Origin of the sequence: Candidatus Magnetominusculus dajiuhuensis, from assembly GCF_046044395.1 — a bacterium.
GTDB lineage: Bacteria > Nitrospirota > Thermodesulfovibrionia > Thermodesulfovibrionales > Magnetobacteriaceae > Magnetominusculus > Magnetominusculus dajiuhuensis.
This window is the reverse complement of the sequence record NZ_JBJUSG010000004.1, coordinates 1-16,275: the sequence shown is the minus strand read 5'-3', so window position 1 is coordinate 16,275 and position 16,275 is coordinate 1. Positions and strand designations below refer to the sequence as shown.

Below are 16,275 nucleotides of genomic sequence, written 5' to 3'. Positions count from 1 at the left end.
ATCTGCTTCTGCATTGCAAGGGTCACAGGTGTAGTAGTTGGCTTCCATGTTTTTATATGCAAGTGAATAAAATCACTTAAACTTCTCCAAATGTTATAATACCGCAAAATGTCTAAACGCTATGATAAAATTCTGAAAGAAATCCTGAAGGATGTCGTGGATACCCTGATAACGAAAGTGATCGGGTTGAAAATTGTGAAATCCACCGCGATAGAGACTAAACTTCAGATAACGAACGAACGCGAAGCCGACTTTATTTTGCGGGTAGAATTTGAAGATGGATCCACTTCTATTTTACATATCGAATTTCAGGCGACCAACTATTCGAAGATGGTATATCGGGAGCTGCGGTATTGGGTTTATCTGACGGAGGTTCACGGGATTGCGCCGATGCAATACGTGTTTTACATTGGGAATGAGCCGCTTACGATGAAAGCCAGCCTCTCCTCTGAAACAACGGCCCATAGGTATAATCTGATTGATATGCGCGATGTTGATTGCGGAAAGTTCTTACATTCAGATAAACCAGAAGAGGTAATAATCTCTATCTTGTGCAATTATCAGAAGAAAGGTGTTAAAATATTCATAAGAGAGATACTCAGCCGATTAAGGGAACTGGTGCCGGAGGAAACGCTCCGGGGCAAGTATATAAGACAAGTGGAAGTCCTGTCGCAGTTGAGGGATTTACAGGGCGAAGTGTCTGAGGAGGCAGAGGCGATGGCATTAGTATATGATTTAGAGAGAGATGTAAGGTTTAAGCAGGGCATTGAGAAAGGCATTGAGAAAGGCATTGAAAGAGGCATTGAGAGAGGCTTACTTGAGGGGCAACGGAAGGGCTTGCTTGAGGGAGTGGAAGGTATGCTTGAGCTCAAATATGGTTGCGCAGCAGTAGCGTTGATGGATATGCTTAGAGTTGTAGATTCCATAGATAAATTGGTGGAATTCAAGAATCTTATCAAGAAAACCGATTCTCTGGATGAGTTGAAAGGATTTTTTGGGAAGACAAGGACATCTATCGCCGCAGATTGAGGTATCATAGAAGCCAGCACAATGTCACTGAAAAATAAAATACTCATGAGTTTCATGGCGACGGGCGTTATAGTCATCTTCTTGTCGGCAATTGAGTATGCCAATTTCATTAAAATTAAAAATGAAATCGCATATCTTGAGACGACTGACACTATACGCGGTAAATGTCTTCAACTGCGAAGGCATGAAAAGAATTTTTTTCTCTACGGTTCCTCAGAGGCGGACGACGAATCCCGTCTGGTCTATCATTACCTGAACGATTTAAACGAAATCCTTTTTCAACAGTTGGCAATAAATAAAAAAGAAAGTCTGTCCACCCTCCATGAACTAGTCAGACAGTACGAAGTGGTATTCACAAAAATAGAATCGTCAGTAAATATTTTAAAGAGACAGATATCCCTGACCAACATGGACAAAGGACTTATTTCCCTCATAGAATCTACATTTACTGATATACCGCTGAAGGCTGGTGAGTTCCTTGAAAAGACCGCCGTGCTGTCCCCCAAAGATTCCCTCGTAATGGGATTAAAAACCCTTGACGCCGATATATACACACTAAGAAAGATAGGGGAAAACATTGTAAACTCGGCAAATGAGCTGGACAGGGCAGCCCGCGGCAAGGTTGACGGAGCTGTGCGCACGTCGCAGCTTGCCATACTTGTGTTATTGCCGCTTTTTTTCGTCGTTGGGCTGGGAATGCTGTTTATTATCAGCAATAATTTGGCAAACCGGCTGAATCGCCTGGTAAAAATTGTGGAAAACGCTGGGAAAGGGTTTTTTATGAGCGGCTCACGCCCTGAATCGGAAATGCTTCACGACAGAGATGAGCTTGGGATTCTGTTTCAAAAATTTTATGAAATGGAAAATCAAATAACGCAAAGAGAAAAAGAGCTACAGATAAAAAGCGAAGAGCTTCTTCAAAGCAGAAAACTTGCCGCCATAGGAACGCTGGCCTCCGGTGTGGCGCATGAACTCAACAATCCCCTAAATAATATTTATCTCTCGGCACAGGTGCTCTTAAGGGAAATAGGAGACAGTGCCTCTCCGTTTCTTAGAAAAATCACCGAAGATGTACTCGGACAAACCAAACGCGTTAAATTCATTATAGGCGACCTGCTTGAATTTGCGCGAGGCAGGAAGATCGTCGCCGTGAACGTGGATGTTTATTCGTTAATTGATAACGCGTATAAACAAATAGCCTTCGTGGTGGATGTTAAACAAATCGAATTTGAACTTGAAGGAGACAATGCCGTCATCTTCGTCGATTCGGAGCAGATAGAAAGGGTGTTTATCAATCTGTTTTTAAACGCGGTAGAGGCAATGGAAAACCGCGGTGTGCTGTCGGTAAGCGTTGAAAATGTGGACGGTATGGTAAAAATAAGGATCTCGGACACTGGAGGAGGGATTCCTATGGAGGATGTAGAGAAAATATTTGAGCCTTTTTTTACAACGAAAGACAAAGGTACCGGTTTAGGGCTTGCAATAGTATATAATATAGTAAAAAAACACGACGGCGACCTGAAAGTGGAAAGCGAACCTGGAAGATCAACAACTTTCGTGATTACGTTGCCGACAGGTGGACAGAAGAGTGAAACTTAAGATACTTGTAGCTGAAGACGAAGAGATAACGCTAAACCATATCGTTTATGTCTTAGAGAAAGAGGGATATGAAACGGTAACAGCAAGAGATGGAGAGGATGCCCTTGCTAAAATCGAAAAGGGCAGCTTCCATGTCCTGATTTCAGACATAAAAATGCCAAAGTTAAACGGTATCAGACTTCTTGAGATAATAAAAGAAAAATATCCCGAAATTGAGGTAATAATCATCACGGCCTTCGGCAGTATCGAATCAGCCGTTGAGGCCATGAGAAAGGGTGCCTCAGACTACATCACCAAACCGTTCGAGCTTGACGAGTTAATCCTTAAGGTATCCAAACTTAAAGAACGCAAGCTGATGCAGAGGGAAAATACCGCATTAAAGGCTGCACTCGCTATAAACAAGAAGTTTAGCGTCACGGCCAATAGCCCCGGGATGAAGCGAATCGTCACACTGATAGAAAGCATGAAAGGCTCCGACTGTAATCTCATATTAACCGGCGAAAGCGGCGTTGGCAAAAGCCTCATAGCCCGGTTGATACATTACTCAGGCAAGAGGCAGGACAGGCCATACCTGTCTATAAACTGCGCCACGCTCACAGAGGAACTCCTGAGCAGCGAGCTGTTTGGCTATGAGGCAGGGGCGTTTACGGGCGCTCTGAAAACCAAGCAAGGACTGGTTGAGATAGCCGACTCCGGCACTCTTTTCCTTGATGAGATAGCCGAGCTTTCCCCAAATCTTCAGGCAAAACTCCTTCTGTTTATCGAAGAGGGGGAGTTTTTCAGAGTCGGCGGCGTCAAATCTATTAAGGTAAACGTCAGAATCATTGCGGCAACGAATAAAAACATTACAAACCTCCTGTCAACGGGGAAATTCAGAGAAGACCTCTACTACCGATTAAACGTCATGGAGATAACTATCCCGCCCCTCAGAGAAAGGATAAACGATATTAACGAGCTTTGCCTCTATTTCCTAAAAAAACACGCCCCAAGATGCAACAAAAAAATAACGGCCTTTACGAGTAAGGCAATGGAAATCCTTATGAACTACAACTATCCGGGCAACGTAAGAGAGCTGGAGAACATCATAGAGCGGGCGGTAATTCTCGAAAACACCAATCTGATAACCCCTGAAAGCCTGCCGCAGAAACTATCCATCCTTGCCCCTGATGTCGTAAGGCTTGACGCCATTAAGACCATTGACGAACTCAACAAGGAATACGCCATGAAAATAGTCGAGTACCTCGGAGGCAATAAGACAAAGGCCGCCGAGATGCTGGGAATATCGAGGACAAGCCTATGGAAGATAATCAAAGAGGAGTGTTAACGTCCGTTTAGATTATAAACGCCCACGCCGTACCTGTCATTAATAAATCGCTTTAAAATCAATCAGTTATAGCCTGGCATGAATCCTGCACTTATCTATTGTAATTAAGTTAATGAACAAAAATCATGTATCAACAGGAGGAAGCATCATGAAAGGTTATAGAAAGCTATTAATAGCGGTGGGAAATTCCAAAGAGGTAATCAAACAAGGGTTGGAGTTGGCGGCAAAGGAAAAGTGTTGGGTGACGATTCTTAAGGTGCTGCCGAACTACGAAGGCGACATCAACTTAACTGGTATTAAGAATATTAAGGGGGCGATGACCTCTGACAGCGACAAGATACGCTCTGAGATAGAGGAGTTCTCGGCCAATAAGCTCTCCCCTGTAAAGACCAGGCTTGAGTACGGCAGCCCGCACGAAAAAATCATTGAGGCCGCCGAAGAGGAACGCTGCGATTTAATCGTGATGGGCGTACATAAATCCAATCGTATAAAAAGGCTGATACAGGGCAACACGGTTGAAAAAGTGATAGACAATGCCCCATGTCCTGTGTTGTTAGTGAGGATATAACGGCTATGGAAAGAGGAAAGTCATTTAAATTGCTGATATGCACGGACGGCTCCGCGGAGGCCATGAGGGGCATGCGCTACGGGGCAAAGTTAGGCAAGGGTATAGGGGCGGAGATAACGATATTTCACGTGTGTAAGGGTGGCGAAGACGACCCTGAAAACCGGGACAGAGAGCTGGTTGCCGTCGGCGCTATGGAGGAAAAATTCGGCAGCAGGAGCCTGGGCATGTCAATACCTGAAATACGTTATCTTGAGGAGGCGCGGCTGGGGTTGATAGCACATGGCTGGATGGCGGAGGACTGGTCAGCGGAGCAAGGGGGCAATTTTGACGGTGATCTCTTTGGAGATTTCCAGATAACCCACCGCGGCCCCGGAGGTGAGGTGATAAACCTCAAGCTGAAACAGGGCAGAAACGCGGCCGGCGAAATCCTCGACGAAATAGAAAACGGCGGTTACAATCTGGTTATCATTGGGGCGTCAAAACGCAGCGGTCTAAGCAGGATATTTCTATCCTCAGAGGTACAGAAAGTAGTAGTGCACGCCCAGTGTTCGGTACTCGTTGCGAGGGAATTGGAGGCAGGACACGGCCACCTCGTAGGGCTGGACGGCTCTGAGGAGGCCTATGTGATGATGCACAAAGATGTAATGCTGGCCTCAAGGTGCAGTTGTCCGGTGTCTTTAATGTCGGTTGCAAGGCGTCCGCAAGATGAGTCAAAGGCCATAAGGATAGTCGAAGAAGGGCAGAGGATATTAAAGTCATTTGGCCTTGGCGCAGCCGAAATAAAAACTGCCATAGGGGACCCTGTTGAGGAACTCATAAAATATGGCAGAAATTATTCGGTCATCGTACTAAACGGCAAAGGGCAAAGCGGTCTTAAAAAGCGCTTCTTTATGGGCGGGACCGTTTTTAATGTAGTTATAGCCGCAGAAAATTCAGTGATGGTGGTGAGATGATGAAATCAGAAATGAAACATACATTAACATCAATATTTCCGTTTCTCAAGTGGATTCCGGGCGTAAGAAAGACATGGAAGGACGACCTGTTCGCGGGTTTGACAGGTGCGGTAGTGGTGCTGCCGCAGGGCGTTGCCTTTGCGATGATAGCGGGGATGCCGCCTGAATACGGCCTTTACTCGGCAATGATACCGGCGGTAATCGCGGCGCTTTTCGGGTCATCTAAGCACTTGATATCAGGCCCAACGACGGCCATTTCTCTGGTCATATTTGCAAGTATCTCCGCGATGGCCGAGCCTGGCTCAAACCATTACATCGAGCTTGTCCTCCTTTTGACCCTGATGACAGGGGTGTTTCAATTTATACTGGGGGCGGCGCGGTTGGGAGGCCTGATAAACTTCGTCTCCCATTCAGTAGTTATCGGGTTTACCACAGGGGCTGCCATATTAATCGCCTCAAGCCAACTGAAACACCTCTTTGGGCTGCAATACAAGAATGCGGCTGAATTTACCGATAACATAGCGTTGTTGATAAAAAATATCCACGATATAAATATCTACTCACTAGCAACGGCCGTTGTGACGCTGTTTATAGTTTTGTTCGTGCGCAAGTTTCGTCCTAAGTGGCCGTCAATGCTCTTTGCGATGGTGGGCGGGGCTGTGCTGACAGTTTCTATGGGCTGGCAGGAAAAGGGTGTAAAGGTAGTTGGAGCGCTCCCTTCGGCCATTCCTCATTTTGGTCTGCCGACCTTTTCAATGGAGTCAATGCGGGTGCTTTCCACGCCGGCGATGGCCATAGCCATGCTTGGGCTTATGGAGGCGGTATCAATCGCACGCTCGGTCGCCCTTAAGTCAGGGCAGAAGATAGACGGCAACCAGGAGTTCATTGGCCAGGGACTGTCAAACATCGTTGGGTCGTTTTTCTCGTCTTATGCGGCCTCAGGGTCATTTACCAGAAGCGGCGTAAACTTCTCAGCCGGTGCGAAATCCCCTGCCGCGGCAATATTCGCGGCCGCATGGCTTATGGCAATACTGATGTTTGTTGTATCATATGCCGCATATCTGCCCATAGCCGCAATGGCCGCCGTGATACTTGTTGTGGCCTATAACCTCATTGACTTCCACCACATAAAGAGCACATTTCGCCTGTCCAAGCAGGATGCGGCAGTGATGACCGTGACGTTTTTATCCACGCTGTTTCTTGAGCTGGAATTTGCCATCTATGTCGGAGCGCTTCTGTCAATAGGCCTGTACCTGAACAAGACAGCGAGGCCAAAGGTGCTTCCAAGAATACCGGAGATTCACAACCGCCAGTTAGTAACCGACCCATTTTTGCCTCAGTGTCCTCAACTGGGGTTGATTATGATAGACGGCGATTTATACTTCGCCGCGATGAGCCATGTCGAGGAAAATATTGCTAGGCTACAGAGTTTTTCGCCAACTCAGCACACCATGTTAATCATCTGTTCAAGCATAAACCAGATAGACCTTGCTGGCGTAGAGACCCTTGTCCACATGGTTGACGAGCACAGGCGAAACAACAAGGACATATATTTCTGCGGCATCAAGGCCCCTATGATGAGCCTGATGGAGCGAAGCGGGGCAATAGAGGAAATTCGCCACGACCATATCTTCGAATCCAAAGAGCACGCCATAGAAACACTCGTCTCAAACCTTGACACGGGCGTGTGCAGCGAGTGCCCACACAGGGTGTTCTGGGAGTGTGACGCCAAAAAGGCTGACGCAAGGTCTCACGAAATAGAGTCATGCATTCATCTGCCACAAAGTACCGTACTTCAAAGCTAAAGCGGAAGGCGGCCCGGGTTTTGAGGGAAAGGGTGGATGAGATATCCCCTTTCCCTTTATCCTGTCTGCCGCGTTGACAGATGGAAGGAGGGTTATATATATTTAATCAGGTGGGTTTTAAGAAATAAACTATGTCCAGAAAGATAATCCTGAGTTTCACGGCAAGTTTTTCTCTCATGGCGATACTGTTCATTTTGGCCTATGGGGACTTCATTAAAATCATAGAAGACATCCGAACCCTTGAGACAACAGACAGGGTAAGAAACAAGACCCTTGAAATGAGGAGATATGAGAAGAACTTCCTCAACGGTGACGACTCCGCCGCGGAGGATGTCCTGAATTTCACAGAGGAACTTAGGGACATTGTCCAGTCTGAGAATGTTAAAGTCAGGGCGGACGCCTCGCTTAAGGAGCTAAATGAAAAAATAGGTAAATACTCCGGCACATTTGAAGATATTCTTGGTAAATCTATTGAATTTCAAAAAGCCAAAGACGAGTTAGTCCGGCAAGGGTCACGCCTCCTCTTTATGCTGCCTCTTGTCAGCACAACATACCGTGAGCATCCCCTTGAAAACATGGAACTGCTCAGGCAAGCGTTTCCACAAAACAATGGCGACGCGATAAATCTCCTTCGCGCCCTCGCTAAAGATGTGGCTGTGTTAAGAAAACAGGGGGACGAACTCATATCAACGTCTAAGAACCTCGACAGAAGCGCGCGAAACCGAATCGAATATCTTATTAAAATCACGCAGTACAGCGCCCTTGTTATTATACCGGTGTCGTTTGCCCTGGGCATTGCGCTGCTATTTAAGGTAAGCCGAAAGGTGGTAATCCGCCTCAAGGAACTCGAAAACATGATGGACAAGGCCTCGCATGGGTACTTTCCATCTCTTCCTATGGATGGAACTATGGATGAGGTTGAACACCTCAAGGGGGTGTTTAATAAGATGTCTGAGGAGCTAAGGCACCGGCAGGACCAAATCAATAGCAAGGATGAGCAACTGCATCAGTCGCGGCAGCTTTCAGCCCTTGGCACCCTGTCATCAGGTGTCGCCCATGAGCTGAATAATCCACTAAATAATATCCACCTCGCCGCCCAAACCCTGCACAGGGTAGTTTCTAAGGGTGCATACCCGGAGATAATCACCGATTCGGTACAAGATATTCACTCCCAGACTATGCGCATGAAAAAAATTGTTGGCGACCTCATGGATTTTGCGAAAAATAAAAGGCCGCAATATGAGCAGTTTGAACTGTACAGCCTCCTCGCTGACACATATAAAAGACTTGGCGCCTCGGCAGACCTGAGCAGTATAGTTTTCTCTATTGAGGGCGATGGATTTATCAGCGCCAGCCGCCCGCAACTGGAGCAGGTGTTTATTAATTTGTTTGTCAACGCGGTTGACGCTATGAGAGGCAGCGGCACCCTTAGGGTAACAATTGCCACAACACCCGACGAGGCGGTAATAAAGATATCAGACACAGGGGCAGGCATAGCAGAGGGTGATATTGAAAGGGTCTTTGAGCCATTTTTTACAAATAAAGGCAGCGGCACAGGACTGGGGCTTTTTATCACATATAACATAATTAAAAACCACAAGGGCACAATCACAGTTGAGAGCGCTCCCGATGTCGGCACCACCTTCACCGTGACACTGCCGCTAAGGGATAAACCGGAGGAGTTGTGAACATACTGATAGCTGAGGACGAGGATGTATCAAGAAAACACCTGATTTACGCGCTGGAAGATGAGGGTTATAGCACACGCGGCGTGACAAACGGGCTATCGGCTTTAGAAGAGATAGAAAAAAGGCAGTATCAGGTAGTCATCACAGATATAAAAATGCCGGATATGGACGGCCTTGAACTATTTTCAATCATCCGGGATAAGTACCCCGAAATCAGCGTTATCATCATAACCGGCTATGGCACGGTGGCGGCGGCGGTGGCGGCCATAAAAGACGGCGCCGAGGATTATATCACAAAGCCATTTAACATAGACGACATGCTTGTTAAATTATCGAAAATAAAAGAGAAGCATTCTATGAAAAGGGAAATCGAGGCGCTTAGGGTGTCAGCCGGCCTGTCAGGCAAGATTCCCTTTGTCTTTAAGAGCGCCGCAATGCGGCAGATTATGGATACGATTGATAAACTAAAGAATTCTGACTGTAATGTGATGCTCTCAGGGGCAACAGGCTCAGGCAAGGGCCAGGTATCCAAACTGATTCACCACCTGAGCAGCCGGAAAGACAAGCCATTTATTGGAATCAACTGTGCGGTGTTGACCGAGGAACTGCTTGCCAGTGAACTATTTGGCCACGAAAAGGGTGCGTTTACAGGGGCGGTTGCCGCTAAAAAAGGCCTTATGGAGTTAAGCCACTGCGGTACCTTGTTTCTTGATGAAATATCGGAGATGCCGGTAAACCTGCAGGCGAGACTTCTGAAGGCCATCGAAGACGGCGAGTTCTACCGTGTGGGAGGGACAAAGTTGATTAAGGTGGACGTCAGGTTTATAGCCGCAACGAATCAAAATATCAAAACCCTGACGGCCTCCGGCCAGTTCAGAGAGGACCTGTACTACCGGCTCAATGTCATGGACATGGCAATCCCATCGTTAAGGGAGCGAAGGGACGATATTGCGCCACTTTGCAGTTTCTTCCTTCAGAAGTATTCTCTGAAATATAAAAAAAACATAACCGCCATAACGCCGGACGCCATGAAAACACTCATGGAATACGATTTCCCCGGTAACGTTCGGGAACTTGAAAATATAATCGAACGGGCTGTTATCATAGAAACCACAGAGGCAATAACAAGAGGAAGCCTGCCGCAGGGCATCTCCCTTTTTAAAATTGAGACACTCAACCCGGACAAAATCCTCACTATCGAGCAGCTCACGAAAAATTACATAGACAATGTGATAGAACAGTTTGGCGGCAATAAGTCTATGGCCGCAGACGCCCTCGGCATATCGCGCACCAGCCTGTGGCGGCTGCTTAAAGAATAGCCCCAGCGCTATATCATTATTTCCCGAATGGACAAACCGGATACCTGCACTCCTTGCAGTTCAAACACAGGCCGCCGTGTCCCATTTCAGCAAGCGCGCGCCTGTCAATATGCTCACCCGCCAAAACACGCGGTAGTATCAGGTCAAATACCGTTATCTTGTGATACATACCACACGCCGGTATACATAGTATTGGAATCAGGCCATTCATATATGCAATCATAAACATAGCCCCGGGGAGCGCCGAAGCGCCGTATAACACGTCCGTAACCGGAAGGCTGCGAACTGCCGCCGATGTGACGTCATCAGGGTCAACTGAAAGCCCCCCCGTAGTTATCAGGAGGTCCGCCCCCCCCGCCGCAAGCTCCACCAACTTCTGTGCAATGAACTCCTTGTCGTCCGGGGCGAAGTACTGGCCGACAATCACACCGTTACACTGCCTGATTTTTTCTCTGACCACAGGTAAAAAAGTATCCCGAATCTTGCCCGTGTAGACCTCGTTTCCCGTTATGACAATCCCGGCCTTAGGCCTACGCATTCCCAGTACCGACAACACCGGGGCACGTTGACACTCTTTTACCGCATTATCAACGAGTTCCTTTTTTATCACGAGCGGGATTGCCCGCACACCTCCAACCGTCTGTCCCTTCGCAACCACGGTGTTAGTATGCAAGGTCGCGCACATCACCTCGCCAAGCATATTAAACCCCATGAGCGCGTCTTTATTAACCTTGAAAAGGCCATTAATGTGAGCGACGAGGGTTACCTTTCCCTCCTTAGGTTCAGCGTCGAAGGATACGCCGCTTGCCTGGTTGTTTGTCAATGCGTTGGCCATCAATAACGCCGCGTCATTTTCGTGAAGCTCATCGTCTCCTATGTCAAGCAGGAACAGGTGTTCCTTGCCCAGCCTCTCAAGGTGCTCTATGTCCTGGTCTGTTACGACATGGCCTTTTTTGAATGCCCTGCCTTTAAACTCTCCCTGCCTGACTTCCGTAATGTCATGGGCAAGGACAAGACCCACCGACTGGCGCACCGGTACTACCTTTATGCCCTTATCCATCCTTTCTCCTGTATATACATACGTAGTATTTTGACCACGGGTTATAGTTTAATGCCTCAGCGTCAAACTTGTACACAATATTATCATAGTAAATCAAATCAACAACCCCGACAAGGTTATAATTTTCAGCGATATAATTTGTGGCCCAATCGAAAATATAAAGAGGTGCGTTCGGAGCGGGAAGCCACGACGCGGGGATTTTTACGAAGACTATAAAGGCCGGTTTGTTTTTTTCAATCTCGTCAGTCATTCCATGTTGCATTTGCAGATTGAACGGCTGGTCTTCCATAAGTCCGTACATGTAAATATAGCCGGTTACCGAACGAATCCCCGAATAAAATAATATCTGCGGTTCTGAACCCAATATGGCAATCATGTCGCCTTTTTGGGCGTGGCCCTTAAGATATTGCGCTATCTTTATTGATTCGACAAATGGATTCAGGCCGTAGACCTCGCGGGATACCTCATCAGGCGGCAGCTTAAAATACAATTTGCCCTGCACTGTAAAGGTAAATAACATGCCCATCAATAGTACCACAATTGGAAGCATCTTACCCCATGGCTTCATTGCCAGAGCGCTGCTCAGAAGCTCTGTAAAATAAGCGGCCGTTATCGAAATCGCCGGAATCATTAAAACAAAGTAATGTTCCCTGAAATAAAACCCCGCTGATAGAGACAAAAAAGAAAACAGAAAAAAAAGTAGTATGAACAGTCTTCCCTTTTGTCTTTGTTTATAGATGAGGATAAAGAAGCCTATAACGCCGAAAACCCAGAAAACGGTAAAATGGCCAGCCGTCCTCAGGGCCATAATTTTAAATCTCAACAAGCCGTCCATTAACGACAACCTCGATACATATTTGCCTGAATAAGTAAAACACCAAAACCAAAAATTATTGAAGGCCCCACCCCTGTATATAATAAAGACGGCAATGGCAAACGGCACGGCAGACATAACCATCAGGATAAGGCCGTTGATTATGAAATCCTTAAGCCTGCTTCGCATAAAGAAGAGGTATGTGACGGCAAAAAGGATAAAAAATATGCCGTGTTGTTTCATCAAAAAGGCCATCCCTAAACACAGGCCTGAGGCCGCTATAAGCCATCTCTTTTTATCCTCAATGGCCACATATAAGAAATAAAGGCCCCAAACGGCAAAAAAGGTGACAAAATGCGTGGCGTGAGCCATAAACCCAAGCACCGGCACACCAAGAGAAATGGCCGCATAAGAGACCGACGCAACAAGGGCAGCCCGCTCATTAAAAAGCCTCTCAGATAACAAGAATAACGCCGGCAAGACTGCTAAATTTACCGCCATCAGCCCTAAATGAATACCAACAATGCCCCGGCCAAATACAGACATAATCACAGAGTACATAAAGGCGGTACCGGGGAGCTTCATGCTGTAAGCCTCTTTGTACGGGATGACGCCATGAGATATGAGCTGCCCCATATAGGCATACTCCCCCTCGTCTCTCTCCAATGGAATGCCGAGCAGCCTGACGCGTATAAAAACTACGGTTATTATTGTTAGGACAAAGAAAGACCCGTACAGTATATTAAGGCTCTTTTCTGAAGAAATGCCGGTGACAGCTTTCATGGCGCTATTATAACGGTAACGGATTAAAATATCAAAAAAAAATATCAGGGCAGAAGATTAAGACATTGAGGGCGCCGCCCTCAAACTCCCGCAAGGAGGGTAACCCTCCTTGACCTGTAAATTATGACATCACATGCTACAATATTGTATAACGCATACAATATTGTAGCATGTTTGCCCAAAAAACACATCCCGCGCACCTCATGCGAATAGGAGATCGGCTTAAACACTGCCTAAAACCCACATTCATGCGAATTTTGACTATATATAGAGGGGTATGATACTACGAGGTCAAGGAGGGTTACCCTCCTTGCGGGAGTTTGAGGGCAGCGCCCTCAATGTCTTAGGAGAAAAAACTAATGGAAAAAACAACTAAGGAACGAATCCTGTGGCCTGTCATGTGGGGCATTTCAGACGAAGAACGGGAGCTTTATAAGGACTTTTCAGTATTTTCACGCGCGGTTCTCAGAATCCAGACGACAGAGGGAAGGCTCGCGCCATTTATACTAAACGAGATACAGGCGCTCCTTGAGGAAATCATCAGAGACATAAGGGCAAGCGGGCGCCCTGTACGTCTGATAATTCTGAAGGCGCGCCGCGAGGGCATAAGCACCTGGGCCGCCGGGCGGCTTTACTGGAAAACCGCGACGAACTTTAACCGCGCCGCCGTAATAATTGCCCATGAAAAGGAGGCTACGGATTTTTTATTCGGCATGGTTAAACGCTTCCAGCGCCACATCCCAAGCGGGTGTAAGCCTACGGAACTCTACAATAATAGCCATAACCTCGAATTCAACAGCGCGGCGGGTCAGGGCCTCGACAGCGCCATACGCATAGGCACCGCAAACAAGACCGACTTCGGCTCAGGGCAGTTGATTCACTACATCCTGCTTTCAGAGATAGCGAAGTGGCCTCCCAAAAAGGCACCGCAGCTCCTAACCAGCGTGCTTCAGTGCGTACCCGACGACGAGGACTCGGAGGTCATCTTTGAGAGCACCGCAAGAGGCCCGTCCGGCGAATTCTATGAGCGATTCTTTAAGGCGCGGTATTTTTACGAGGTTTTTCTGAACGACAGCGGGAAGGCGGAGTATCGCATGAAGATTAACGAATCCGGCAGCCGCGATAATCTCTACTCGGCAGTATTTATCCCGTGGTTTGTGTTTAAGAAATATAAGCTATCAGGCAAATGCACTGCTATTTCCGAAGAGGAATCAGGATTAAAAGGTCTCTACGGCATTACCAACGGGCATTTGCTGTGGCGCAGAAAGGCCATTGAGAACCGATGCGGCGGCTCTTTGGACGTCTTCAGGCAGGAGTACCCCTCAAATGCCCGCGAGGCCTTTGTAAGCAAACAGCGGTCTCTTTTTGACATTGACAAAGTCACACAACTGAAGGCCAATGCCCTCCCGCCTCTTGCGCGCAGGGACTTTGCCTTTGGCACGATGAAGTGGGCAGACAGCAAGGATGGCAGTTTGATGATTTGGGAGGAGCCGGTGCACGGTCTTACGTACGTAATCGGGGCGGATGTGGCCGAGGGACTTGCGGGAGGGGATTTCTCATGCGCCTTTGTAGTGGAGCGCCTTACAGGCAGACAGGCAGCCATCTGGCACGGCCATGTGGACGCCGACCTTTTCGGCTCACTGCTCGTGCACATAGGTAGCTACTACAACACGGCGTGGCTTGCCCCTGAGCGCAACAATCACGGTCTGACGACCATCCTCAAGATAGTAGAGCAACGCTATCCACGCCTGTATGTCGAGATGGTCGCCGAGCCTCCGGCAAAGTCGAGGAAGCGCTTTGGATGGCTTACCACATCATCAAACAAGCACCTGATTATTGACAACCTTGTCTCAGAGATAAGGGATGGCACAAGCGGCATTATGTCAGCCGAGACGTTTGACGAGATGTTGACGTACGTCCAGAGTGAGGATGGCAAATATGGCGCGGACACAGGGGCACATGACGACAGGGTCATGGCTGCGGCAATCGCCAAACAGGTGAGAAAGACGCTTCCCCTGCCATCAGGCGGCGGCAGCTCTTTACGCGCGGCGCACAAGACTGCTAAACCCAATGAAGACGCATGGACATAAGGCGTCTTAATCTTAATTCACAAGGAGATAGTTATGACACCAATGGCAGTGACAATTAAAAGGGGACTCAGCACTTATGTAACGCACTGTTGGAGGCAGGCAAAAGCAGCAAAGGAACCAATAGAGACGCATATGATGAGAAGTCTGAGGCAGCGGGCCGGCAAGTACGACCCCGAAAAACTTGGGGCGATAAGACGCGTGGGGGGAAGCCTCATCTACATGCTCTTAAGCGGCGCGCGATGCAGGGACGCCGAGGCCTGGCTGAAGGATATCCTCGTACAGCCTGACCACATCCCGTGGGACATTGAACCGAACACCATACCGGAGCTGCCGACAAGAGAAGGCGACCCACGGCTCAGCGATGCACAGATCAAAGACAAGGCCCTCGCGGCGGCAGGTCTGATGAAGAAGAAAATTGACACCCAGTTCAGCGAGGGCGGCTGGTACACGGCAATTGAGGAATTCCTCCACGATGTGGTCACATACAAGGCGGGGTTTATCAAAGGCCCCGTGCTGAGAATCGAGAAGGTTCGAAGAAGGGTTTTTAACGGCACCAGTTGGACAAACATCATAGAGAACCGCCTCGTACCGGAGTATGAGAGGCGCTCCCCGTTTTATATCTACCCGTGCCCGTCAAGTTCAGGCATAGACGACGGCTATCTGATAGACCGCCTGACGTTGTCCACGTCGCAGATGTCCGCCCTTGCAGGAGTACCGGGTTTTGACTATGAGGCCATAAGGGCAGTGCTGCGCGACCACAGAGAGGGCATTCTCCAAAAGCAGACATCAGGGCGTATGAGAGGAGGCGACGGCCTCACGCAAACCGGACACGACCCATTTAACGGCGGCAAGGACGACAAGATAGAAGTCCTCGAATTCTGGGGCGATATAGATGGAGGACAAATCCTGGCGTGGACGAATGGACTTGCAGAGGGGGATGACTCCTTAGCGCCGTTGTTTGAGGATTATTTTGGCACGCCGGTGATTGACCCTGGCGCGGTGTATCATGTATGCGTGTGGCTGTGTGGCGAACGGGTATTAAAGGTGATGCCAAATCCCGACCCGATGGGGTTAAAGCCTTTTTCGAAGGTATCATTTGAGGAGATACCGGGGGTGTTTTGGGGAACCGGCCTGTGTGAGATGATAGAGGATGTGCAGACGGCGTGTAATGCCATAGCGCGTGCGATAATAAACCCAGATTGTCCATTAGAGATGAGAAGCGAAGTGAATTGGGAGATCAAAG

General features: G+C 48.0%; 11 protein-coding genes and 1 pseudogene. 10 read left to right on the top strand and 2 right to left on the bottom strand.

What is annotated here, in order from left to right; genetic code table 11:
- The first annotated feature begins 108 nt into the window (after nt 1–108).
- From AB7D94_RS01085 to AB7D94_RS01050, 8 genes are all read left to right on the top strand, one after another.
- Nucleotides 109–1,029 carry an RpnC/YadD family protein gene (locus AB7D94_RS01085; protein WP_420263798.1) on the top strand — a complete coding sequence of 307 codons (921 nt, stop codon included), beginning with the start codon at nt 109–111 and terminating at the stop codon, nt 1,027–1,029.
- 21 nt (nt 1,030–1,050) lie between these two features.
- A complete protein-coding gene (locus tag AB7D94_RS01080) occupies nt 1,051–2,628 on the top strand; it encodes a sensor histidine kinase (protein WP_420263797.1) in 1,578 nt (525 codons plus the stop codon).
- Nucleotides 2,618–3,952 carry a sigma-54-dependent transcriptional regulator gene (locus tag AB7D94_RS01075; protein ID WP_420263796.1) on the top strand — a complete coding sequence of 445 codons (1,335 nt, stop codon included), beginning with the start codon at nt 2,618–2,620 and terminating at the stop codon, nt 3,950–3,952. The genes AB7D94_RS01080 and AB7D94_RS01075 overlap by 11 nt, the downstream gene beginning before the upstream one ends.
- A 148-nt stretch (nt 3,953–4,100) precedes the next feature.
- Entirely contained in the window at nt 4,101–4,520 is a 420-nt protein-coding gene (locus tag AB7D94_RS01070; RefSeq protein ID WP_420263795.1) for a universal stress protein, read from the top strand.
- A 5-nt stretch (nt 4,521–4,525) separates the two neighbouring features.
- Complete coding sequence (locus AB7D94_RS01065) at nt 4,526–5,473, top strand: universal stress protein (RefSeq protein WP_420263794.1); 948 nt, start codon at nt 4,526–4,528, stop codon at nt 5,471–5,473.
- Nucleotides 5,474–5,484: 11 nt separating this feature from the next.
- Nucleotides 5,485–7,278: a SulP family inorganic anion transporter gene (locus AB7D94_RS01060; RefSeq protein WP_420263793.1), complete on the top strand. Its 1,794-nt coding sequence runs from the start codon at nt 5,485–5,487 to the stop codon at nt 7,276–7,278.
- A 131-nt stretch (nt 7,279–7,409) separates the two neighbouring features.
- The gene (locus AB7D94_RS01055) at nt 7,410–8,966 is read left to right on the top strand and encodes a sensor histidine kinase (protein WP_420263792.1); all 1,557 of its coding nucleotides are present in this window, start codon (nt 7,410–7,412) and stop codon (nt 8,964–8,966) included.
- Entirely contained in the window at nt 8,963–10,285 is a 1,323-nt protein-coding gene (locus AB7D94_RS01050; RefSeq protein WP_420263791.1) for a sigma-54-dependent transcriptional regulator, read from the top strand. Before AB7D94_RS01055 ends, AB7D94_RS01050 begins: the two co-directional genes overlap by 4 nt.
- 16 nt (nt 10,286–10,301) lie before the next feature.
- Here AB7D94_RS01050 and AB7D94_RS01045 read toward each other — a convergent pair whose 3' ends face one another.
- The gene (locus AB7D94_RS01045; RefSeq protein ID WP_420263790.1) at nt 10,302–11,345 is read right to left on the bottom strand and encodes a molybdopterin-binding protein; all 1,044 of its coding nucleotides are present in this window, start codon (nt 11,343–11,345) and stop codon (nt 10,302–10,304) included.
- Nucleotides 11,338–12,942: an ArnT family glycosyltransferase gene (locus tag AB7D94_RS01040; RefSeq protein ID WP_420263789.1), complete on the bottom strand. Its 1,605-nt coding sequence runs from the start codon at nt 12,940–12,942 to the stop codon at nt 11,338–11,340. The genes AB7D94_RS01045 and AB7D94_RS01040 overlap by 8 nt, the downstream gene beginning before the upstream one ends.
- A 359-nt stretch (nt 12,943–13,301) precedes the next feature.
- Between AB7D94_RS01040 and AB7D94_RS01035 the strand changes: the two genes are divergently transcribed.
- Together AB7D94_RS01035 and AB7D94_RS01030 are read left to right on the top strand one after the other, a co-directional pair.
- Nucleotides 13,302–15,032 carry a terminase large subunit gene (locus tag AB7D94_RS01035; RefSeq protein WP_420263788.1) on the top strand — a complete coding sequence of 577 codons (1,731 nt, stop codon included), beginning with the start codon at nt 13,302–13,304 and terminating at the stop codon, nt 15,030–15,032.
- A gap of 42 nt (nt 15,033–15,074) precedes the next feature.
- A pseudogene (locus tag AB7D94_RS01030) lies at nt 15,075–16,275 on the top strand (hypothetical protein); the annotation flags it as partial.

Excerpts from the sequence above, each read along its gene's own strand:
- AB7D94_RS01085 (WP_420263798.1), top strand. The coding sequence starts at position 109 with ATGTCTAAACGCTATGATAAAATTCTGAAAGAAATCCTGAAGGATGTC.
- AB7D94_RS01080 (WP_420263797.1), top strand. The coding sequence starts at position 1,051 with ATGTCACTGAAAAATAAAATACTCATGAGTTTCATGGCGACGGGCGTT.
- AB7D94_RS01070 (WP_420263795.1), top strand. The coding sequence starts at position 4,101 with ATGAAAGGTTATAGAAAGCTATTAATAGCGGTGGGAAATTCCAAAGAG.
- AB7D94_RS01065 (WP_420263794.1), top strand. The coding sequence starts at position 4,526 with ATGGAAAGAGGAAAGTCATTTAAATTGCTGATATGCACGGACGGCTCC.
- AB7D94_RS01060 (WP_420263793.1), top strand. The coding sequence starts at position 5,485 with ATGAAACATACATTAACATCAATATTTCCGTTTCTCAAGTGGATTCCG.
- AB7D94_RS01055 (WP_420263792.1), top strand. The coding sequence starts at position 7,410 with ATGTCCAGAAAGATAATCCTGAGTTTCACGGCAAGTTTTTCTCTCATG.
- AB7D94_RS01045 (WP_420263790.1), bottom strand. The coding sequence starts at position 11,345 with ATGGATAAGGGCATAAAGGTAGTACCGGTGCGCCAGTCGGTGGGTCTT.
- AB7D94_RS01040 (WP_420263789.1), bottom strand. The coding sequence starts at position 12,942 with ATGAAAGCTGTCACCGGCATTTCTTCAGAAAAGAGCCTTAATATACTG.
- AB7D94_RS01035 (WP_420263788.1), top strand. The coding sequence starts at position 13,302 with ATGGAAAAAACAACTAAGGAACGAATCCTGTGGCCTGTCATGTGGGGC.